General features: G+C 59.1%; 18 protein-coding genes and 3 pseudogenes. 19 read left to right on the forward strand and 2 right to left on the reverse strand.

The window, feature by feature from the left end; genetic code table 11:
* Positions 1-413, reverse strand: a pseudogene (locus P0D89_RS43890) (hypothetical protein); the annotation flags it as partial.
* Positions 414-1,438: 1,025 nt separating this feature from the next.
* Here P0D89_RS43890 and P0D89_RS43895 point away from each other — a divergent pair.
* Positions 1,439-1,789 (forward strand): hypothetical protein, encoded by a 351-nt coding sequence (locus P0D89_RS43895; RefSeq protein WP_408367345.1) that lies wholly within the window; start codon positions 1,439-1,441, stop codon positions 1,787-1,789.
* Here the strand turns inward: P0D89_RS43895 and P0D89_RS43900 are convergent.
* Complete coding sequence (locus tag P0D89_RS43900) at positions 1,786-2,967, reverse strand: porin (protein ID WP_408367343.1); 1,182 nt, start codon at positions 2,965-2,967, stop codon at positions 1,786-1,788. The two genes, P0D89_RS43895 and P0D89_RS43900, sit on opposite strands and share 4 nt — an antisense overlap.
* 798 nt (positions 2,968-3,765) lie before the next feature.
* On the opposite strand from P0D89_RS43900, the gene P0D89_RS43905 reads away from it, so the two are divergent.
* The 18 genes and pseudogenes from P0D89_RS43905 (at position 3,766) to P0D89_RS43990 (ending at position 19,128) form a co-directional block, all read left to right on the forward strand.
* The gene (locus tag P0D89_RS43905) at positions 3,766-4,836 is read left to right on the forward strand and encodes an ABC transporter substrate-binding protein (protein ID WP_408367341.1); all 1,071 of its coding nucleotides are present in this window, start codon (positions 3,766-3,768) and stop codon (positions 4,834-4,836) included.
* Positions 4,833-5,666, forward strand: coding sequence for an ABC transporter ATP-binding protein (locus P0D89_RS43910; protein ID WP_408367339.1), 834 nt, complete (start codon positions 4,833-4,835; stop codon positions 5,664-5,666). The genes P0D89_RS43905 and P0D89_RS43910 overlap by 4 nt, the downstream gene beginning before the upstream one ends.
* 102 nt (positions 5,667-5,768) lie before the next feature.
* A complete protein-coding gene (locus P0D89_RS43915) occupies positions 5,769-6,509 on the forward strand; it encodes an ABC transporter permease (protein WP_408367337.1) in 741 nt (246 codons plus the stop codon).
* 70 nt (positions 6,510-6,579) lie between these two features.
* A complete protein-coding gene (locus tag P0D89_RS43920; RefSeq protein ID WP_408367335.1) occupies positions 6,580-7,512 on the forward strand; it encodes an acetamidase/formamidase family protein in 933 nt (310 codons plus the stop codon).
* Between the two features lie 80 nt (positions 7,513-7,592).
* Positions 7,593-7,883 carry a hypothetical protein gene (locus P0D89_RS43925; protein WP_408367333.1) on the forward strand — a complete coding sequence of 97 codons (291 nt, stop codon included), beginning with the start codon at positions 7,593-7,595 and terminating at the stop codon, positions 7,881-7,883.
* Between the two features lie 96 nt (positions 7,884-7,979).
* Entirely contained in the window at positions 7,980-8,243 is a 264-nt protein-coding gene (locus tag P0D89_RS43930) for an FmdB family zinc ribbon protein (RefSeq protein WP_408367331.1), read from the forward strand.
* A 582-nt stretch (positions 8,244-8,825) separates the two neighbouring features.
* The gene (ltaE, locus tag P0D89_RS43935) at positions 8,826-9,899 is read left to right on the forward strand and encodes a low-specificity L-threonine aldolase (protein ID WP_408367329.1); all 1,074 of its coding nucleotides are present in this window, start codon (positions 8,826-8,828) and stop codon (positions 9,897-9,899) included.
* Positions 9,900-9,961: 62 nt separating this feature from the next.
* Positions 9,962-10,735: an arylamine N-acetyltransferase family protein gene (locus P0D89_RS43940; RefSeq protein ID WP_408367327.1), complete on the forward strand. Its 774-nt coding sequence runs from the start codon at positions 9,962-9,964 to the stop codon at positions 10,733-10,735.
* A gap of 178 nt (positions 10,736-10,913) precedes the next feature.
* A pseudogene (locus P0D89_RS43945) lies at positions 10,914-10,988 on the forward strand (oxidoreductase); the annotation flags it as partial.
* Between the two features lie 189 nt (positions 10,989-11,177).
* Complete coding sequence (locus P0D89_RS43950) at positions 11,178-11,807, forward strand: helix-turn-helix transcriptional regulator (protein ID WP_408367325.1); 630 nt, start codon at positions 11,178-11,180, stop codon at positions 11,805-11,807.
* Positions 11,797-12,768, forward strand: coding sequence for an ornithine cyclodeaminase family protein (locus tag P0D89_RS43955; protein WP_408367323.1), 972 nt, complete (start codon positions 11,797-11,799; stop codon positions 12,766-12,768). Before P0D89_RS43950 ends, P0D89_RS43955 begins: the two co-directional genes overlap by 11 nt.
* Positions 12,769-12,856: 88 nt before the next feature.
* Positions 12,857-13,819 (forward strand): threo-3-hydroxy-L-aspartate ammonia-lyase, encoded by a 963-nt coding sequence (locus P0D89_RS43960; RefSeq protein WP_408367321.1) that lies wholly within the window; start codon positions 12,857-12,859, stop codon positions 13,817-13,819.
* 93 nt (positions 13,820-13,912) lie between these two features.
* The gene (locus P0D89_RS43965; protein WP_408367319.1) at positions 13,913-15,061 is read left to right on the forward strand and encodes a DSD1 family PLP-dependent enzyme; all 1,149 of its coding nucleotides are present in this window, start codon (positions 13,913-13,915) and stop codon (positions 15,059-15,061) included.
* Between the two features lie 26 nt (positions 15,062-15,087).
* The gene (locus P0D89_RS43970) at positions 15,088-16,347 is read left to right on the forward strand and encodes a dicarboxylate/amino acid:cation symporter (RefSeq protein ID WP_408367318.1); all 1,260 of its coding nucleotides are present in this window, start codon (positions 15,088-15,090) and stop codon (positions 16,345-16,347) included.
* Positions 16,348-16,516: 169 nt separating this feature from the next.
* Positions 16,517-17,186: pseudogene (locus P0D89_RS43975) on the forward strand (IS6 family transposase).
* Between the two features lie 179 nt (positions 17,187-17,365).
* Positions 17,366-18,004: a GNAT family N-acetyltransferase gene (locus P0D89_RS43980; protein ID WP_408367316.1), complete on the forward strand. Its 639-nt coding sequence runs from the start codon at positions 17,366-17,368 to the stop codon at positions 18,002-18,004.
* Between the two features lie 117 nt (positions 18,005-18,121).
* Positions 18,122-18,421, forward strand: coding sequence for a hypothetical protein (locus tag P0D89_RS43985; protein WP_408367347.1), 300 nt, complete (start codon positions 18,122-18,124; stop codon positions 18,419-18,421).
* Positions 18,422-18,690: 269 nt separating this feature from the next.
* Entirely contained in the window at positions 18,691-19,128 is a 438-nt protein-coding gene (locus tag P0D89_RS43990) for a GTP 3',8-cyclase MoaA family protein (RefSeq protein ID WP_408367314.1), read from the forward strand.
* Positions 19,129-19,153: the final 25 nt, after the last annotated feature.

Raw genomic sequence — 19,153 nt, forward strand, 5'->3', positions numbered from 1 at the left:
TCCTTCCAAATCGACAGGCGACGCTCCAGCTCCATATGGAGCTGGGTCATCCCGCCGAGCAAGGGTGGCCCGCCCACGCCCGCACCGAATTCCTCCAGCGCCTGTTGGATGCGCCCAAGAACGTGCGGATGCGTGGTCAGGCCGAGATAATTGTTCGAACCGAACATAACCATCTCTCTCGTCGTGCCGTCGATCCCCCTCACCCGCACGCGATTTGATACCGCTGAAACGATCTCCCTGCCGTAATGCGCAAGCCCCATGGCGCGTGATTCACGATAGTAGTCCGAGAACGGTTTGACACGTCCCAGCAGCGTAGTGGCCTCAGTCCTGAAAAATTCAGACAGTGAAAAATTCTCGCCGTTATTCGTAGACGCCACACAGTCCAGATCTGCGGCGGGCGAACCAGATGACATGATGCGTTCCTTTGGAATGACCGGCTTATTAGTCCGTGGTATGTAAGCGAGCCGAAGTGCGTTGCATCGTTCCTAGGGCGCTGCCAGGCGAAGCCGGTTCTGTTCGAAGGCTCACAATAACATAAAACTATCAACATACTAAATTGATCAAATAAATTGATCTCATTGAGCAGGACTATGAGGTGGTAGCGCTGCTGGTCGAACAGGCAGCGCTACCTATTCGACAACTCCCAAGGCCGCAAGCCGAAGCGTGCCGTGGTCCGGCAGGAAAGAGGTCGCCGAACATCGGCAGGCAGGCCACTAACGGATTGGAGCCTTGGTCGCTTCGTTTGGAATTAGATCAACGTCATACTCTGATGATAGGCGGGAGGGGTAACCGGACAATGACCGGTTCATTACCATTCTGAAATTCACGCTATTTACGATTACGCACCGTTGCGAGAAACAACGCACAGACGCTTCGGGCGGAGCGTCTTAATTAATCGCCCGAAATCCGGCTGTTGTCCACATGCTCTGTGATGGACGCTCAGATACGTGGCGGCTTTGCCGATGCACCACTGATCGACGACGACCAGCGTCGCTTGCCAAGCGGCGAGCGGACGCTCGGAAATAGCAGCCGAGTGACTCAAAGTGTTAAGCGCTGTTCGACGCCTGCTCTTGTCCGTCACACGATGAACGCGCGGCGACGCGTGCGGGCAGGCGTTGGACAACGCCCGAGGGAGGAAACCGCGGAGTGCACCGGCAGGGCGGGAACCTTAGGCGGCTATGGGGATTGGAGAGATCTCGGGAGCAACCGACCCAGGGAGTGTTGGAACGAAGCTGGGTCCGGATGGGCACGGACAAGGTTTCGACACTGTCCTGGACTGTGTTCTGGCGATGCGGGGAGTGGCGCCAACGTCTGCCTGGCACGTTGGACGCGAGCGTCCGCTGTTGGCGTTCGTTGCCGAACAGCCGACGGTCGGATTGAACATACGGGGTCATTCGCGCTCAGCGTTGCCTCGGATTGTCGGCCGTGCGCGAATCGGGTGACTGCACAGCAGGATTTCGATGATGATCATCGGCGCACCGCAGTGCCGGCACACGAAGGTCGGCGCACCATCACTGGCAACGTGGTGCTCGTTGCGTTCTATTCTCCGCGTCACGTGTATCCCACGGTTGCCACGTTCATTGCGATCATGGTGCTCTGCCTTTGGCTGACGATTTGCGGCTCGCGCGAGCCGACGCCTGCCGGATCCCGCGGACAGTTCGAGCTCTTCGCGTTCATCCGCTCGTTCTATCTGGATCCACGCCTCCACCGAAACTTTTACTGGGTGCTGGTAACCCGCCTGTTCGGCAAAATGGGAATCTGGTCAATCTTCGCCTTCATGTTGTACTAGAAGCGGGTACGCAAGCCTGCCGTCACGGCGACCTGGTTACTGGTGGCCGACGGTGACAATCCGTTGATGTCAGCCGTGAAGACGGTGCCACCGCCGCTCACGTGTTGGAACTGGCCTTCGACATACACATCAGTCCGCCTGCTCAGCGCGTAGTCCAGCAGCATGTTGAACTGGTTCCATTTCGGGCTTGACGCGCCCGCGAGGCTGGAACTGCCGTCTGTGAACGTGTACGAACCTGTGACAGTAAATGCCCGCGTCACGTTATAGACCGCGTTGACTTCATAGTTGTCGAAACGCAGACTCGAGTTAGCGAGCGGGATCGGCGAGGCGCTAGTGTTGTTGATCCCCGTTGCATTTTCCAGTTTTGTTTCCGTGAATACAAAGCCGACCGTCGCCGGACCAAACGCGTAGTCGAAACCCGCGCCGAACGTACGTTGCTGCCCGGCGCTAAACGTCGAGTCGCTGCCGGTCAGCTGGCCAGCCGAATTGACGATGGAGTCTGTAGCGCCGGCCAGATTGGCGGCACTACCGCCGTTGTTCAGCTGCAGGTACGATGCCGCGAAACGGAATGGGCCGTTGTTATATGAAGTGCCGAAGCTATAGGCGCGGTTGTCGGAAAAGCCACCCGCCGCGTTCGAGAAGCCGTACAGGCTACCGAACCGCCAGCCGTTGTAGTTCGGACTCGCATACTTCACCGCATTGTTAATCCGCATCGTGTTCTGCAGGTTGTCGTTGTCGTACGGGTGCCCGAAGAACACGCCGCCTTTGGCGGCGCCGGCGCCCGCCAACGGCGCCAGGTAGTCGACCATCGAATCGTATTGACGGCCGAACGTCACCGTACCTAACTGATCGCTCGACAGGCCAGCGAACGCTTGCCGACCGAACAGCAGGCCGTGCTGGCCAAGGGCGCCGTTGGAGAGGGTGAAGCCGCTTTCCAGCGTGAAGACAGCCTTGAGGCCGCCGCCCAGATCTTCCGATCCACGTAGGCCGAAACGATCCGGGTTGACGCTGCCATCGGTCATCCCGAACTTACTATGCCCTGCGGTCGACCCCGTTTCCTTCTGGTTCGACGTATACGTTAGCCCCGCATCGATGAGGCCATACAGCGTTACGCTGCTTTGAGCGTGCGCCGCAGTTGCAAAAGTAGCCGTCAGTAGGGCTATCAGAAGACCTTTCATTTTGAATGGTTGTAGGCTCAACGTGTGCCTCTTATATGAAATCGAGGACTCGATGATCCTATCCTTACGACCGGATGGACAAGGGCATTTCAGGGAATGCTGAATTGCATTTGCGGCAATCGGTCTCAGCGACAATCGGTCTCGGAGGCATCCTGGTTAGTACGTTTTACGGGACCGGACGGAAACCCGGGCCGTAACTGGCCGCTCGCTCTTGTCAAATCGAACGATTGATTGAAAAACCAGTGCCCTGTTCCACGCAATTTTTCCATGAGCCCTTGCAATCGGGACACGTACTGCCAGTGCAACAGACCGCTCCTATTGCGACAACGCCCATGCCGCGACATATCGCAGCGCGGGTTCGGTATCCTCACGCGCCGTCTCTTCGATCGACACACATCAATGTCGAGAGTATCGGGATGAGCTTTCGCAAAAGTATCGAAATCGATTTGCCTGTGCAACGTTGCACCATTAGCGTGCTGTGACGCGAATTGGTGCGCGCGCCGGCGCATGTGTAAATCGTTCACATGGCTCTTTTGCTCTGCGTGAAATGTGAGTGATCCCACTTTCATTTGGGCGCGCGCACGGATCGAAGAACCCAACGTATGGCGCGGCGCAAACTGGCACAGCGGTTGCTTAATAAGCCACGCTGGTTCGCCGTACGCGACGAGCATCAAACAGCACTCCCGTTGTCCGAGACAAAGGCGTCTTGGATAGCACCGGCCAAAAAGGTCCGACATCAGCGCGTCTGATGCCGGACCTTTTTCGTTTTGCGATCCCATTATTGTCGGAGTTGAAGCAATGAAAAGACGTACATTTTCAGCAGTCGGTTCGGGCTCTGCTACCGGTGCTGTGCCTCGGCCTGCGCGTGTTCTGCTCGCCATGCTCAGCGCCAGCACTTTCGGGTTCGCTCACCCCGCTGCCGCGGCGCCGCTGCAACCCATCGAGTTTTCCGAGGCCGTACATAACCTCGGTTACATCGACCTCTACGTTGCACAGCATGCGAAGCTGTTCGAGAAGCACGGGCTGACGGTGCACCTGAGCGCGGCCGGTGGGGATACGCAGGCTTTCGCCGCGGTGCTCGGCAAGACCGCGCAGTTCGCCGTCGGCGATCCGACCATGGTGGAGATGTCTCGCGAGCGCGGCGGACCGGGCATGGTCGTCGGGACGCTGGTGCAGCGGGCACATTACTTTGGTGTATCGAAGACCGTGGCGCCCATCACCGATCCCAAGGCTTTCAAAGGTCTGACCCTGGTCACGTCGCCCGATCCGAATACCGAGTACAGCGTCACGAAGAAACTGCTACAGGACAATGGCCTGAAAGTCGGCACGGACGCGAAGATCGTCGAAGTCACCCCAGGCACGGAAATCGGTGCCATGCTCGCGGGTCGCGCCGACATCGCGTTTACGCAGCAGCCGATGGTGGCGGCTGCGATGGCGCAAGGGGCGAAAGTGGTATTCGACTTCTCGAGCTATATGGGTCCGTTCTGCAATACGGGGATCATGGTGCTGCCCGAGTATGCCAAGGCGCATCCCGAGGTCGTGCAGTCGCTCGTGGACGCACTGGAAGAAGCCGCACGTCTTACGTATGCCAAGCCCGACTACGCGAAGGAGGTTGCCCGTGCGGAGTTCCCAGACCTGCCGCCCGACGTTGTGAACAAGGCAATCGACATGGAGTTGCAGTACAAGATCCCGGCGCAAACGCTACCTGTCGACCGGCAGCAGTGGGACAAGCTGATATCGATGCAGAAGTACCTGGGCAACGTACAAGGGACGCTGTCCTATAACGACGTGATCGACAACACCTTCTCCAACAAGGCGGTCAAGACCGCCGTGGCGGGAGCAGGCGTAACGGTGGCGGGGTCCAAATGAACGTAGCGGGCGCAGAAGCGCCTGCGGCGCAGGCGCAAGGGACGGCCCACCCGCGCACCCCGCTGGTTGCGCGGGGGGTCGGCAAATCATATGGCGAAGATGACGGCGAGCTGAATCAGGTCATCGGTGACATTTCCTTCAGCCTGCGCGCGGGGGAAATTGTCAGCCTGGTGGGCCCATCTGGTTGTGGCAAGACCACGCTGCTGAACCTGATGAGCGGTCTTACGCAGCCGACACGTGGCTCGGTGCTGTGGCACGGCCAGGCGCTGCAGGACGTCCCCAAGGGCATCGGCTACATGTTGCAGAAGGACATGCTGATGCCATGGCGCAACGTGTTGGCGAACGTCACGCTTGGGCTCGAACTGACCGGAATGCCGCGCGCGCATCGCGAGAAAAAAGCGCATGCAATGCTCGGCAAGGTCGGACTCGCACCGTATTACAACTACTACCCGTCGGCTCTATCGGGCGGGATGCGTGCGCGCGTTGCGCTCGCACGCACGCTGGTGACCGACCCCGAAGTGATGCTGCTCGACGAGCCGTTCGCCGCGCTCGATTTCCAGACGAAACTGGTGCTGGAAAGCGACATGGCCCGGCTGGTCAGGGGCCAAGGACGCTCCGTCCTGCTGATCACGCACGACGTCGAGGAGGCGGTCTCATTGTCGGACCGTGTGATCGTCCTCACCCACCGTCCGTCGCACATCAAGGCGATCCACGAGATCCACCTGGATTGCGACCGCAACGACATGATGGCCGCCCGCGACGCTGCGGGCTTCACCGCCCACGTACGCGAGATCTGGTCTCAGCTCGACGTGCGCATGGGCGAACGTTGAAAAGGAACCCGCGTGCAAGAAACCCGCTCTCCGGCCCCCCCGTATGCCCCGGCATCCCTCAAATGGCGTAGGCAGCTGCGCCGCTGCCGTGGCAAGCTCGTCGTGGGCGCCTGCCAACTCGCGCTACTCGCTGCACTGCTCGCACTGTGGCAAGTTGCCACGTCGAGTCAGGCGCTTGCCTTCCTGTTCGGTTCGCCCAGCCAGATCTGGGGTTACCTGGTAAGAATGGAGCAGGATGGCAGTCTCCTGCACGACGCTAGTGTGACTGGCATGGAAACGCTGCTCGGCTTTCTGTTCGGCAATGTCATCGGCACCGTGCTCGGCTTGTCATTATGGTATTCGCGCTTCGTCTCGAAGGTCATGCAGCCATTCATCGTTGCGCTGGGCTCGATTCCGATCGTCGCACTCGCGCCTATCGTCATCATCTGGTTCGGTACCGGGCTCGCCTCGAAACTCGCAATGTCGACGCTGTCCGTCGTGGTGGTGGCGCTGGTCACCGCGTACAAGGGGGCGACCAGCGTCGATGACGATCAGATCAATCAGATGCGCACGCTCGGTGCGACCAAGCGGCAGACTTTCAGCAAGCTGGTGGTCCCCGCCTCGCTGCGCGACATCTTCGCGGGCCTCAAGCTCACGGTGGGCTTCGCGTTGATTGGTGCCATTGTGGGCGAATTCATGTCGTCGGACGACGGGCTCGGTCATGCGATCTTCAAGGCGGGTAGCCTTTACATCATTCCCAAAGTATTCGCCGGCGTGGTGGTAACCATCGCGCTCGCGCTCTTCCTGTCGTTTCTCGTCGGCCGGCTCGAGCGCTTCCTCATGCCCTGGCACAAGTTCGATTGATCTAAGCCATCCGCTGCGACGTTGCCGGCGGGTGACATTTAGTAACCCCTGAAGGAGTAAGCAGCATTCTATGAGCACGCTATCCGCACATCACCAGATCATCCGCAAGGATGACCTGAAGTACGCACTGTCGGCTACAGATGGTTTCATCGCTGAAGTCTCGCCTGGCGAGACCTTCGAGGTCGAGACCGAATTGAACATCGGCGGCCACCTTATTACTCAGCTCGACGAAAAGCTGGACGAGTCGAAAGTGAAGCTCCCGTTCGTCAATCCGGCCACCGGGCCTGTGCGCCTGCGAGGTGCGAAGCCTGGCGATATGGTCGTCATCGACGTCCTCGAAGTTGGCGTGCACGGTCTTGGTTATACCGCCCTGTGGCCCGGCATCGGCATTTTTCCGGATTGGGTTCGTAAGAAGGAATTTGGTATCCAGAATCGTAACGTCGTCGTTGAAAATGGCATTGTCCACTGGAGCGACTCGCTCAAGCTGGAAGCCAAGCCGATGATCGGCGTGATCGGCGTGGCCCCGGTGGCGGGCGGCACGCTCACCGTCGACAACGGTACCCACGGTGGCAACCTGGACATCCAGGAAGTCACGAACGGCAATCGCATCATGTTTCCGGTGTTCCACGAAGGCGCGTACCTGTATTTCGGTGACGTGCACGCTTTACAGGGCGACGCCGAGTGCAACGGCATGGGGGCGATCGAAATTCGTGGTCACCTGAAGCTCAAGGTCGACCTCGTCCGCGCGCCGAGCCGCATGACGTGGCCACGCATCGAGACTCCGACGCACATCTGTACCGTTGGCTGCGCGCGGCCGCTCGACGATGCGCTGCGCATCGCGTTCGAGGAAATGGTCTATTGGCTTGAAGAGGGCTACGGCATCCCTGGTGCCGAAGCGTACATGCTGCTCGGTCAGATCGCGGAAGCGCGCTGTACCCAGATGGTGAATCCAAAATATACCTATATCTGCAAGGTCGACAAGAAGTACTTGCCCAAGCGTTGAGGAAACGGCATCGGGCCACGGATTCCTTCCGGAGCTGACCAGCACCGCGACAAGTCATCGAGAGCGGACTCCTGGCGACGATGCTGGCGCTGGTTGGCGCGTGCATGCCGAACATTCCATCGCAGACGATGCTGCCGGTGATCGCGAAAATCGTCGCCGGCCAAGCTCAACAACCTCGCTGCGGAACAGCGCGAATTTTCAGCAAGCACGCGCCGCTGATCATGCCGTTGATGATCATTGTGTTGCGCGAGGGGTTAATCTTGACTCGGCCTTCATGTCCAGCGTACCGGCCTTCTTCCTCGCCTCGCGATGCTTCCGAACACGGTTTGGTCAGCGTCGTCGCGGCCCCGGCACAGGCGACTGCGCTGTGAGCACCGACGATTTTCTGAACGGTTACGGCCCGAGGAACTGGCACGCGCCAGTCTGTTGTAAAACTATCGATTTCGAAGAAAGAGGAAAGAAAGGCGATGCCGATTTATCCCTATCGTTGTGAAACCTGTGGCACGTTCGCCGTCATGCGCCGTGTCGCTGAACGCGACGCGGCCTGTGCTTGCCCCACGTGTGCCGCTATCGCGCAGCGCATGCTGGCCATGCCTGCGTTGGCATTTATGTCGTCGACGCTGAGTGCAGAACGCCAAGTCAACGAACGCGCGGTTTACACGCATCAGCATGGAGCGGGATGCGGCTGCGGGCCGGGCGCACAGTCAAGCGCCGAATCGCCGACGCGTTGAACGGATTCGCCGCCGGCGCCCTCGAGCGTCCGCCCGTTTTCGCGAAATCGTACGATGGCCGTACTGCACAATCAACCGAGTCGAGGGGTGGTTATTCGGCGTCAATTCTCGACCTGGCTTGGGAACGCAGCGTCAGCGCCCTGCCCAATTCACCGGGCGTCCCACATCTTTGGTTTGCGAAATACCCCAAAGCCTGACGACATCCCAGGTCGGCGGTATTGTCGCGACTCGAGTGCTATGCAGCCGATCTACAGCATTTGCCGGCCTGTGCAAAGGCAAACACCAGGTTTTCCGTTTCATTCCGGGCAAGCACAAGAAATCATGAGATCCCGCCGCAGCCTGGGTGCTGCGGCGTGAGACGCGTGCGCACGGACAGCAGGCGACTACCTTCCTCCTGTCCAGCCTGTTCGATACTGCTCCCCAGCCGCTCCGCGGGTTGCCTGTCTCGCGGCAAGACGGATTCTGCAGTTCCCATGATCGCGATCAGGTTGGGTGAATCTGTTATGTGAGAGATTCTTCGCTGTTGTGTATAGGCCGGTCGTGATCGGAATGCCAACATGGGCCCTCTTTCAGGGGAATACCATGAGCACCACCGTCCGATATGACTTCCGTAGCGACACAGTTACCCGGCCAGGTCCGGCCATGCGCGCGGCAATTGCCGCAGCCGAAGTTGGCGATGACGTCATGGGCGATGACCCGACCGTAAAGCGGCTTGAGGGCCGGATGGCCGACATGCTCGGGAAAGAGGCAGCACTATTCGTGTCGTCGGGTACGCAGTCGAACCTGATCGCGCTCATGGCGCATTGCGAGCGCGGCGACGAGTACATCGTCGGCCAGAATGCCCACTGCTACCGCTGGGAGGCGGGCGGCGCAGCGGTGCTGGGCGGCATCCAGCCCCAGCCACTGAACAACCAGGCGGACGGTTCGCTACTGCTCAAGGACATCGAGGAAGCCATTAAGCCGGATGATCCACACTTCGCGCGCACGCGCCTGCTCGCCCTCGAGAACACGATCGGCGGAAAGGTTTTACCACTGTCTTACGCCGATGCTGCGACGATGCTGGCCCGTCGGCACGGCCTCGCCTGTCACCTGGACGGAGCCCGGGTATTTAACGCCGCCGTGGCCCTAAGGCTCCCGGTCAGCATGCTGGCGCGCCCATTCGACACCGTGTCCGTATGCCTTTCCAAAGGACTCGGCGCGCCAGTAGGATCGGTGCTCGTTGGTCCTGCGGCACTGGTCGCCAAAGCAAGGCGCCTGCGCAAGATGCTGGGCGGCGGCCTGAGGCAAGCAGGGATTCTCGCTGCGGCGGGTCTGTATGCGCTGGAACACCATATCGACCGGCTCGCTGACGATCATGCCAATGCAAAGGCGCTCGCCCAGGGTTTGTCGGAACTTCCAGGTCTGTCCGTATCGGTGCCGGCCACAAATATCGTCTTCGTGGATGTTGCCGCCGAGGTCGCATCGGACTTCGCAAACCATCTGGCCGCGCAGGGTGTCGGCGTCACTTCCGTATATGGCGCAACCAGACAGCGCTGGGTTACGCACCTTGATGTCGGCGAGGAAGCCGTAGCGTTTGCGCTTGCTGCCGCCCGCGATTTCTTTGCTGGCCGCGATTCGCGCAGCCTGGCGAGCGTGCCTCACGCCGAGCACAGCTAGCTCCTTGGCGTGCGCGATAGGCCCAAAAGAAGTCTCCCAGTCACCCTCAACCATGCGCAATCATGCAAGCTGAAAATTTTTCGCTGCAACAGTACTTCGACCGGATTGGCTTTCAAAAAAGCGGGAAAGCGGACATTGAAACCATCACACAGATGATGAGGTGCCAGCTATTCACCGTGCCTTTCGAAAATCTCGACGTGCAGGCGAAAAAAGTCGTCTCACTGATTCCCGAGGAGATTGTCAGAAAGATTCTCCGAAAAAGGCGTGGGGGGTATTGCTATGAAGTGAATGGACTCTTTGCTATGGCACTTGAGGCGATTGGCATTCCATACCAATTCGTTGCCGCCCGGCCGATGTTCTACCCGGTCAAGAGACCCAAGACCCATATGGCACTCGTCCTAACGTTGGATGGTATCCGCTGGTTGTGTGACCTCGGTTTCGGAAGTTATGGGATTAGGGCTCCGATGCGACTGGATCTGCTGGACGTTCAAGTAAAACAGGACTCGGATACGTTCATGCTGACCTTGTCTGACAGTCAGGAATACGTTTTGAAAGCGATGGTCGATGGCGAATGGGTCAATCAATATGCATTCGACCTGTCTCGCCATGAATGGATCGATTTTGTGCCCGCCAATTACCTCAATTCCACGCACCCGGACGCAGTATTTGTGCAGAAGCTATTGATTGTCCTGCACGACCAGGCTGGTCGAAAGATCCTGTTTGGCGACACGCTAAAGATCGTGAAAAACGGACAAACTGAACAGCGAACCATTTTTCCCGGTGATCGTATATCAATGTTGTCGCGAGAGTTTGGCCTGGACGCTGCGGAGCGCTGACCGCTTGGGAGGCACCAAGGTAGGACCGATCTCTGGCGCATTCTGAGCACCAAGGTCCGCAGGTTGGGTTTAAACCGACGTTCGACCGTCCGGCTATGAGCGAACGCGAATGGCGGGAGATGGGCCGCACATTGTGTGTCGATGATCGGCGGCACCCGACCGTATATAGGCCCCTTAAACGACCGTCGAAAATTTCGACGACCTGTTCGCCGTGAACGTGCGCGCGCCCTATTTCCTCACGCAGCAGTTACTGTGTTACTGCCTGTGATGTGCTGCAGCGCCTCCGGGTAGCGGCCTCCTCCGAGAAATCGGTGCTGTCCAGGAGCAGCGTGCCGCGACCTGCAAGCACAAGCCAGCGCGCTCCTGAACCCGATGACGCCGGGCTGGAAGGCGCCAGAATGTGGAATTTGACAAATTATTTAATTTTAGATAAATTGTACAAATGCAGAAGCCAACCACCGAACAGCAAACGATAGTCGAACAACTGAAGCAGATTGCGGAAGGGCTCGGCGAGACGTTGTCCCCATTTTGCGAAGTTGTGGTTCATGACCTGGTCCATGCCGAGCATGCAATCGTGGCGATCCATAACAATTTGTCAGGTCGAGTCGAAGGCGAGCCGGCCACCGAACTGGGACTCGCGCGCATAGCGGACGACCGTTATCCCCAAGTGATCGCGAACTACGCGAACCAGTTTGCCGACGGGCGTCCCGTGAAGAGCACGTCGATCGGCATTAAGGATTCAAGCGGCAGATATGTTGCCGCGCTATGCCTCAACATCGATCTGACGCTCTTCGGGGCTTTGCAAAACGTGCTCGGGCGCTTCGTAAGTACGGACGCTGCCGCAGGGGTCGAGGAATCCTTAGAGCCCTTGGGTGCGGACGCCATACGGCAGCGCATCGACCAATTTGCCGCTCGGCTCGGGACCATCCCGCGGGCGCTAAAAACGGAGGATCGCCGCATGTTGATGCGCGAACTCAAGCAGTCGGGCAGCATGGAAGTGCGCCGGGCAATGGAAATCGTCGCGCTCCATTTGGGCGTTTCACGGGCAACGGTATATAACGATGCGAAATAGCGAAAGATTGGTACTTCTCGACAAGGACGCGGTCGAGTCTTTGTTGAAAGCGGACGACGTGCTCGAAGCCGTGCGGGAGGCGTTCGTACTGCACAGCCATCGAGAAGGCAGGGTCTTCCAGGTTGTCCGCGAACGGCTCTCCACGGGCGGCGTTTTCGGAATCAAATCGGGCGACGTTCAGACCCAAAGTCTGCTTGGATTCAAAGCGGCCGGCTTTTGGCCGACCAACCGGCAGTCAGGCGGGGAGCCGCATCAGGCGACCATTATGCTCATCAATCCAGCGACGGGGCGCCCGATCTGCGTGATAGACGGTAACGCCGTCACGACCATGAGAACCGGTGCCGCTGGCGGTTTGGGTCTTATGCAGCTTGCCCGCCCGGACAGCACTCAGGTCTGTGTATTCGGCTCCGGCGTGCAGGCTCGCGTTCAGCTGACTTTCGCCCTGCGGCTCATGCCGTCGCTCAAACGGGTGCAGTACGTCACCGTCACCGGCGAGAAGGACGAAGCGTTCGAGTCGCAGTTCCGTTCGTATTGCGACATCCGTTTGGCGGAAGACCGGAATGGCGCGGTGACGGATAGCGATATCGTCATTACCGCGACACCCGGGGCGGGCGCGCTATTCGATCTCGATGCGGTTCGCCCGGGTACGCATTTCAACTGCGTCGGTGCGGACACCAAGGGCAAGCGCGAACTCCCGGAAGGTTTGTTGGAGCGCGTTCGACTTGTGGTCGACGATCGTATCCAGGCCTCTGAGATAGGGGAAACCCAATGGGCGCCGAAAGCTGAAATGGTCGAATTGGGCGATCTGCTTACCGGCAATGCGCGTCTCGACAGGCAACCCGGCGACATAACGGTGTTCGATATGACAGGGCTCGCCTTGCAGGATCTGACGGTCGCCCGAATGCTGCGTGATCGCGCCACCGAGGCAAACGTCGGCACGTCGATCGCCTGGCCGTGGTGAGACCTGGCTGAATTCAAGCGGCTGGTGGGTGGCGCGTACGACGTCGCAGGCCAAGCCACCTAGACCTCATCGATGAATCAATATTGATATGCACGATCTTCCTACGTATTTCGATGTAAAGGCGGCGGCTGAGCGAATCAGGACCGAGGTCCGCAAGACTCCGGTCATGACTTCGCGCACGGTAGACGCCGAGCTAGGCGCGCAGGTGTTCTTCAAGTGTGAAAATTTCCAGCGCATGGCTGCCTTCAAGTTCCGCGGCGCGATGAACGCGCTTATGCAGTTTGACGAGCGTCAGCGCGAAAGAGGCGTAGTGGCCTTTTCATCGGGTAACCATGCGCAGGCGATCGCCCTGGCGGCAAGATCGCTAGGCATCCCGGCAACCATCGTGATGCCCCTGGATGCGCCTGCCGCCAAGGTTGCCGCAACGAAGGGCTATGGTGGCAATGTGGTGACCTACGATCGTTACACGGAAGACCGCGAACAGATCGGGCGCGACCTCGCCGTCAGGCACGGATTGACCTTGATCCCGCCGTATGACCACCCGCATGTGATCGCGGGTCAGGGTACGGCGGCGAAAGAGCTGATCGAGGAAGTGGGCGAGCTTGACGCATTGTTCGTGTGCCTGGGCGGTGGCGGCCTGCTTGCCGGGTCCGCGCTCGCGGCCCGCGAGCTCTCCCCACATTGCAAGATCTACGGTGTCGAACCGGAGGCCGGCAACGACGGTCAGCAGTCTTTCAGATCCGGCACCATCGTGCATATCGACACGCCGAAAACCATTGCCGACGGCGCGCAAACCCAGCATCTCGGGCAATATACATTCCCGATTATTCGACGGGACGTGGACGACATCCTGACAGTCACCGACGATCAGCTCGTCGCATGCATGCATTTTTTCGCCGAACGCATGAAGATGGTCGTCGAGCCAACTGGCTGCCTGGGTTTTGCCGCGGCACGCGAAATGCGCGAGGAATTCAAAGGCAAACGAGTCGGTGTCATCGTCAGCGGGGGCAACGTCGACATCGGCCGCTATGCCAGTTTCCTGGCCGCCTGATTCGAACACGCTTTCTTGATATATGACAGCCGTCGAAAGACGGCTTGTGCGTTGGTGTTGTCGTAATTTGATGTACTTAGGATAACTAGTGATATGTCGTTAGAAGAATTGGAAACACCGGCCGCGCTCATAGACCAGTCGCGAATGGTGCGCAATATCGAGCGCATGCAGCAGCATTTGACGCGGCTCGGCGTGAAGTTTCGACCGCACGTAAAGACGTCCAAGTGCGTGCAAGTCTGGAAGGCTCAGGCCGATGCCGGCGCGTCGGGGATTACCGTTTCGACATTGCAGGAAGCGGAACAATTCTTTGCCGCGGGCGAAAGAGACATTCTGTACGCGGTGAGCATCATTCCATCCAAGCTGGAGCGAGCACTCGCCCTGCGGCGCAAAGGCTGCGACTTGAAGCTGATCGTGGACAACGTCGAATCGGCCACGGCGGTCGCCGAGTTTGGACGTACCCATGGGGAGACTTTCGAAGTCTGGATCGAGATCGATACGGACGGTCACCGGTCGGGCATCCAGCCGGAGGGTTCGCTTCTCCTGAGCGTTGGACGAGCGCTGCATGATAACGGAGTGCGTCTGGGAGGGGTGATCACCCACGCCGGCTCCAGCTACGAGTTGAATACGCCCGAGGCGCTGGCTGCCATGGCGGAACAGGAGCGCGCCGGTTGCGTGCGGGCCGCGCAACGGCTGCGCGAGGCCGGGTTGCCTTGCGAAACAGTCAGCGTCGGATCGACGCCGACTGCACTCGCCGCTCAACGGCTAGACGGTGTCACGGAAGTTCGCGCCGGAGTCTACGTATTCTTCGACCTGGTGATGCATAACGTCGGTGTGTGCGAAATCGATGAGATCGCAATTAGCGTGTTGACTACGGTCATCGGGCACCAGATCGAGAAGGGTTGGGCGATCGTCGACGCAGGCTGGATGGCGATGAGTCGAGACCGTGGGACCTCGAAACAATCTCGTGACTATGGGTATGGCCAGGTGTGCGCACTGGACGGTACGGTGATGGCGGGGTATCAGATGATCGGCGCGAACCAGGAGCACGGTATCGTCGCTCTGGCCGAAGAGGTTTGCGTAGACGCTGCGGGGCAATGCGATATTGCCGGGCGCTTCCCCATCGGAACGAAATTGCGCATCTTGCCGAATCACGCCTGTGCGACCGGCGCTCAATATCCGGTTTATCAAGCGCAGAATGCCAACGGCGAAATCACCGTCTGGCCGCGCAGTTACGGCTGGTAAAGCGACCATACCGGGAAAGGAACACGATGAAAAATCGCCTCACACTCTATATCGCCGTCGGTATGGTACTAGGTGTTGTCGCCGGATATGCGTGCCATGCCGGTGCCGCCGACGCAGCCCAAGCCAAGGTTATCGCCGGATATTTCTCGATCATTACGGACATTTTCCTGCGGCTCATCAAGATGATCATCGCGCCGCTCGTTTTCGCGACGCTTGTTTCAGGACTGGCCGGCATGGACGGCGGTCAAGATGTCGGCCGCATCGGTTTGCGCACTGTCGTTTGGTTCCTGTGTGCCTCGCTGGTCTCGCTGGTGCTTGGTCTGCTATTGGCCAATGCGCTGCAGCCTGGCAGCGGATTGCATATGACTGCGAGTGGCGACAACATCAATACCGGCCTCAACACCGCCGGGCTGAACTTCAAGGACATCGTCGAACATGCGTTCCCGAACAGCCTGCTCGACGCGATGGCCCGCAACGACATCCTGCAGATTCTGGTGTTCTCGTTACTGTTCGGCCTTGGGCTGGGTGCGCTCAAACATGATCCCCGCGTCAAGGTGCTGGTACAGGCCATCGACGGGCTGGTGGAAGTCATGCTGCGCCTGACCGGCTACGTGATGCGCGTGGCGCCGTTCGGCGTGTTTGGAGCGATCGCCTCGGCTGTGACGTTGCGTGGCCTCGGCATTCTGATCACTTACGGCAAACTGATCGGCTCGTTCTATCTCGGTCTGGTTCTGCTGTGGGGGATTCTCATCGGCGTCGGATATTGTTTCCTCGGCAAGCAGGCCGGTCGATTGATCAAGGCGGTGCGCGAACCGGCAATGCTGGCCTTTTCGACCGCCAGTAGCGAAGCTGCCTATCCGCGCCTGATCGAAGCGCTCGAGAAATTCGGTGTCGACAAGAAAGTGGTCGGGTTCACGTTGCCGCTGGGTTACGTGTTCAATCTGGACGGCTCAATGATGTATCAGTCGTTCGCGGCGATCTTTATCGCACAAGCTTTTGGCATCGACATGCCACTGTCGCAACAGATCGTGATGTTGCTCGTGCTGATGCTGAGCAGCAAGGGGATGGCCAGCGTGCCGCGTGGCTCAGTGGTGGTCGTTGCCGCCGTGGCGCCGCTCTTTCACTTGCCGCTTGACGGCGTGGTGATGGTATTGGCGATTGACCAGATTCTCGACATGGGCCGCACGATGACCAATGTGATCGGCAACAGTGTCGCGACAGCCGTGATTGCCAAATGGGAAGCGCGCCGCAACGACATAGGCGTTACCGCCGCGAGCCTTGAATGAGGGCGCTGTTGTTACGGCCGCAAGCGTGGCGCCAGAGAGAGGAGGCCGACTTCTGCGGCACGCATGCATGGGAAGAAATAGGTAGACTCAAAACGGGCGCTAAATGGGATCTGTCGCAGTAACGCGTCGGGTATCATGTGTCGCGACAATGCGAACGATCGGGCACTTGATGGAGACTCTGAATCCAGCCGTGGCACGGGTGCATCCTGACGTGCGCGCGTTGGTATGTGGCCTATCCGCTGAGTCTTCGACACCTGGAAGAGATGATGGCGGAGCGCGGAATTTCGGTCGACCATTCGACCGTGCACCGCTGGACTATCAAGGTGTCGCCGGTTCTGGAGAAGGCCTTTCGCCGCCACAAGAAAACGGTCGGACGGAGCTGGCGAATGGATGAAACGTATATCAAGGTCCGAGGCCAGTGGAAGTATTTGTATCGCGCAGTCGACAAGGAGGGCAACACGGTCGACTTTCTGCTGCGTGCCCATCGTGACAAGGCTGCAGCGCGGCGCTACTTCGAAAAGTCGATTGAACAAAACGGCGACCCCCAGACGGTGACAATCGATAAAAGCGGTGCGAACCTGGCCGCGCTGGATGCTCTTAACGCGGAGCGGGAAATACCGATCAAGATCCGCCAAAACAAGTATCTGAACAGCGTTATAGAGCAAGATCACCGGGCGATAAAGCGGCGCACACGGGCCATGCTGGGCTTCAAGAATTTTCGTTGTGCCCGCATACTGCTGAGCGGCATCGAACTCATGCACATGATCGCCAAGGGTCAAATGGAGGAGCGTGGAATTGGATGCACTCGTGCCGAGCAGTTTCACTTCCTATCTGCATAAGTAATCCTTACCATAACGACGCATGTTTCGTCATCTCGACCTTATCGCGACAAAACCAGAAGACGTGCATAAGCAAGATAAACGACGAGTTTCGTGCAATTCTTTACGACATTTTTTCTTGTGGCGCACAGACGTCAGCCCTAGACTTCGGATAAATCACGAAGCCCGGAGGAAAAGTCATGTCGAAGCGACGCACGACAATCCCAAAGAACACGCCCCTCGCCCACATCAAGCGGGGCGTCGGGAGCGTGGTGCTCAGGCGCTTCGATCCGTCACGCGACTCGTACGAGCAGCTCACGACGATGCTGCATCGCGCGTTTGCGCGTCTCGGCATGATGGGGCTGAACTGCACCTGTGTGGATCAGGACGTGGCTGTCACGCAGCGGCGTGCCCAGGCTGGCGACTGCTTCGTGGTGGTCAGTGGCGGGAAGGTGATCGGCACAATGACGCTGTATACGAGCGACGGCGAATCGGCCTGCGATCATTATCGCCGACGTGACGTTGCCACGATTCGTCAACTGGCCATCGATCCGACGTGGCAGAATCGCGGCATCGGCAAGTCCCTGCTGGCGTTCGCCGAACACTGGGCCGCGACGCGCGGCTATGTGGAACTCGCACTTGACACACCGTGTCCGGCCGCGCATCTCGTTGCCTTCTATCGCGGGCAGGGATTCCGCATTGTCGACGCCGTGCGTTTTGCCGGAAAGATCTATGACAGCGCAATTCTCAGCAAGGCGCCCGTCGTCGCGCGGACACTGGCCGCATGGACACATCAGATCGCTCTGCCTGCCGCCCGCTTCGTCCGCTTTGCCGCATGAAGCACAACGGTATGCTAGAACCACCGCGGCGAGACGACAGTCGAGGGTCGAGCGACCCGCAGGACAGCGTTCGCCTGAAGGCGGCGGTGCGCGCGCGGCCGGCTGAAGCTCTTGCTCGTGACCCTCGCGGCCAATCGGGTGTTGACCAAGGCCTTTGCGTATGTCGCGCAGCAGGTCGATCCTGGTCTGACGGTGACGTACAGGCTGATTTTCAGTTGTGTGACGTGCGCGCTTGTCGGTTACTGGCTGCAGGCCGATGCCCGGCATGCGTGGTGCAACGCATTGGACAAGGGCTACATCGGCTCGCGCCATGCCGAAAATGACGAGGACTTGCTGAAGATCGCCGACAACTGTCCAAAGCGCTGGCTCGTTGTACTGCACATTGAACTGAATCCAGACCTCGCAGCAACCATCTGACTTTGCGTGCAGCGCCTTCCCGCAACCGAGTTGACGGGATACTTACGCGGCGTACAGCGAATTAACTCCTTTTCATCGTTTCCTGGCAGATCGGCTGCGGTCTCGTACGCTTTGCCGGTCTCGGTAACGTCCACGACGATGAAGCAACGTTCCGACTTCGCCGGCAGAATGGCCGTTTGCGGAGGCGGATTCAACCGGTGAATGCAACACTCCCACTGCTTGCGCAGTCTTCAGTGTGTTGCATCCACCGGTAGAATCCGCCCGAGTTCATGGACGTTGGCGGTGCCGCGTCATGGGCAAGAAAAAACGTTTTCACCTCCGACGATGCACGGCGCCTGATAGAAAGCGAGTTCGCACTTCAACCTCTGCTCACGCAACGCGCGAACGACACCGCACGCAACTTCGAATATGCGGACGGGGCGGGAAGCGTCGGATTCATCTCCAGCGTGTCACAGCCGTTTTGTGGGGACTGCACGCGCGCGCGTGTCTCCTCCGACGGCAAGATGTTCACTTGCCTGTTCGCCACGGGATCGCTCGATCTCAAGCCATGGCTCGGCGAAGCCCTTGCGCCCGAAGCTCTTGCGAGGGAAATCCTCGCCCGCTGGCGCGACCGTGACGACCGATATTCGGAACTGCGCGGCGTGCGCGCGCGAGTCGGTTCAAAGAAGGTCTATCCCACCGTGCGCATGTCCCTCGTGGGGGGCTAGGCGGCATCCAGACACATTGCTTAGG

Origin of the sequence: Paraburkholderia sp. RL18-085-BIA-A, assembly GCF_046027075.1 — a bacterium.
In the GTDB taxonomy this organism is placed as follows: domain Bacteria; phylum Pseudomonadota; class Gammaproteobacteria; order Burkholderiales; family Burkholderiaceae; genus Paraburkholderia.

Excerpts from the sequence above, each read along its gene's own strand:
- P0D89_RS43960 (WP_408367321.1), top strand. The coding sequence starts at position 12,857 with ATGCACGATCTTCCTACGTATTTCGATGTAAAGGCGGCGGCTGAGCGA.
- P0D89_RS43940 (WP_408367327.1), top strand. The coding sequence starts at position 9,962 with ATGCAAGCTGAAAATTTTTCGCTGCAACAGTACTTCGACCGGATTGGC.
- P0D89_RS43920 (WP_408367335.1), top strand. The coding sequence starts at position 6,580 with ATGAGCACGCTATCCGCACATCACCAGATCATCCGCAAGGATGACCTG.
- P0D89_RS43925 (WP_408367333.1), top strand. The coding sequence starts at position 7,593 with ATGCTGGCGCTGGTTGGCGCGTGCATGCCGAACATTCCATCGCAGACG.
- P0D89_RS43900 (WP_408367343.1), bottom strand. The coding sequence starts at position 2,967 with ATGAAAGGTCTTCTGATAGCCCTACTGACGGCTACTTTTGCAACTGCG.
- P0D89_RS43970 (WP_408367318.1), top strand. The coding sequence starts at position 15,088 with ATGAAAAATCGCCTCACACTCTATATCGCCGTCGGTATGGTACTAGGT.
- ltaE (WP_408367329.1), top strand. The coding sequence starts at position 8,826 with ATGAGCACCACCGTCCGATATGACTTCCGTAGCGACACAGTTACCCGG.
- P0D89_RS43990 (WP_408367314.1), top strand. The coding sequence starts at position 18,691 with ATGGACGTTGGCGGTGCCGCGTCATGGGCAAGAAAAAACGTTTTCACC.
- P0D89_RS43905 (WP_408367341.1), top strand. The coding sequence starts at position 3,766 with ATGAAAAGACGTACATTTTCAGCAGTCGGTTCGGGCTCTGCTACCGGT.
- P0D89_RS43965 (WP_408367319.1), top strand. The coding sequence starts at position 13,913 with ATGTCGTTAGAAGAATTGGAAACACCGGCCGCGCTCATAGACCAGTCG.
- P0D89_RS43910 (WP_408367339.1), top strand. The coding sequence starts at position 4,833 with ATGAACGTAGCGGGCGCAGAAGCGCCTGCGGCGCAGGCGCAAGGGACG.
- P0D89_RS43930 (WP_408367331.1), top strand. The coding sequence starts at position 7,980 with ATGCCGATTTATCCCTATCGTTGTGAAACCTGTGGCACGTTCGCCGTC.
- P0D89_RS43950 (WP_408367325.1), top strand. The coding sequence starts at position 11,178 with ATGCAGAAGCCAACCACCGAACAGCAAACGATAGTCGAACAACTGAAG.
- P0D89_RS43955 (WP_408367323.1), top strand. The coding sequence starts at position 11,797 with ATGCGAAATAGCGAAAGATTGGTACTTCTCGACAAGGACGCGGTCGAG.
- P0D89_RS43980 (WP_408367316.1), top strand. The coding sequence starts at position 17,366 with ATGTCGAAGCGACGCACGACAATCCCAAAGAACACGCCCCTCGCCCAC.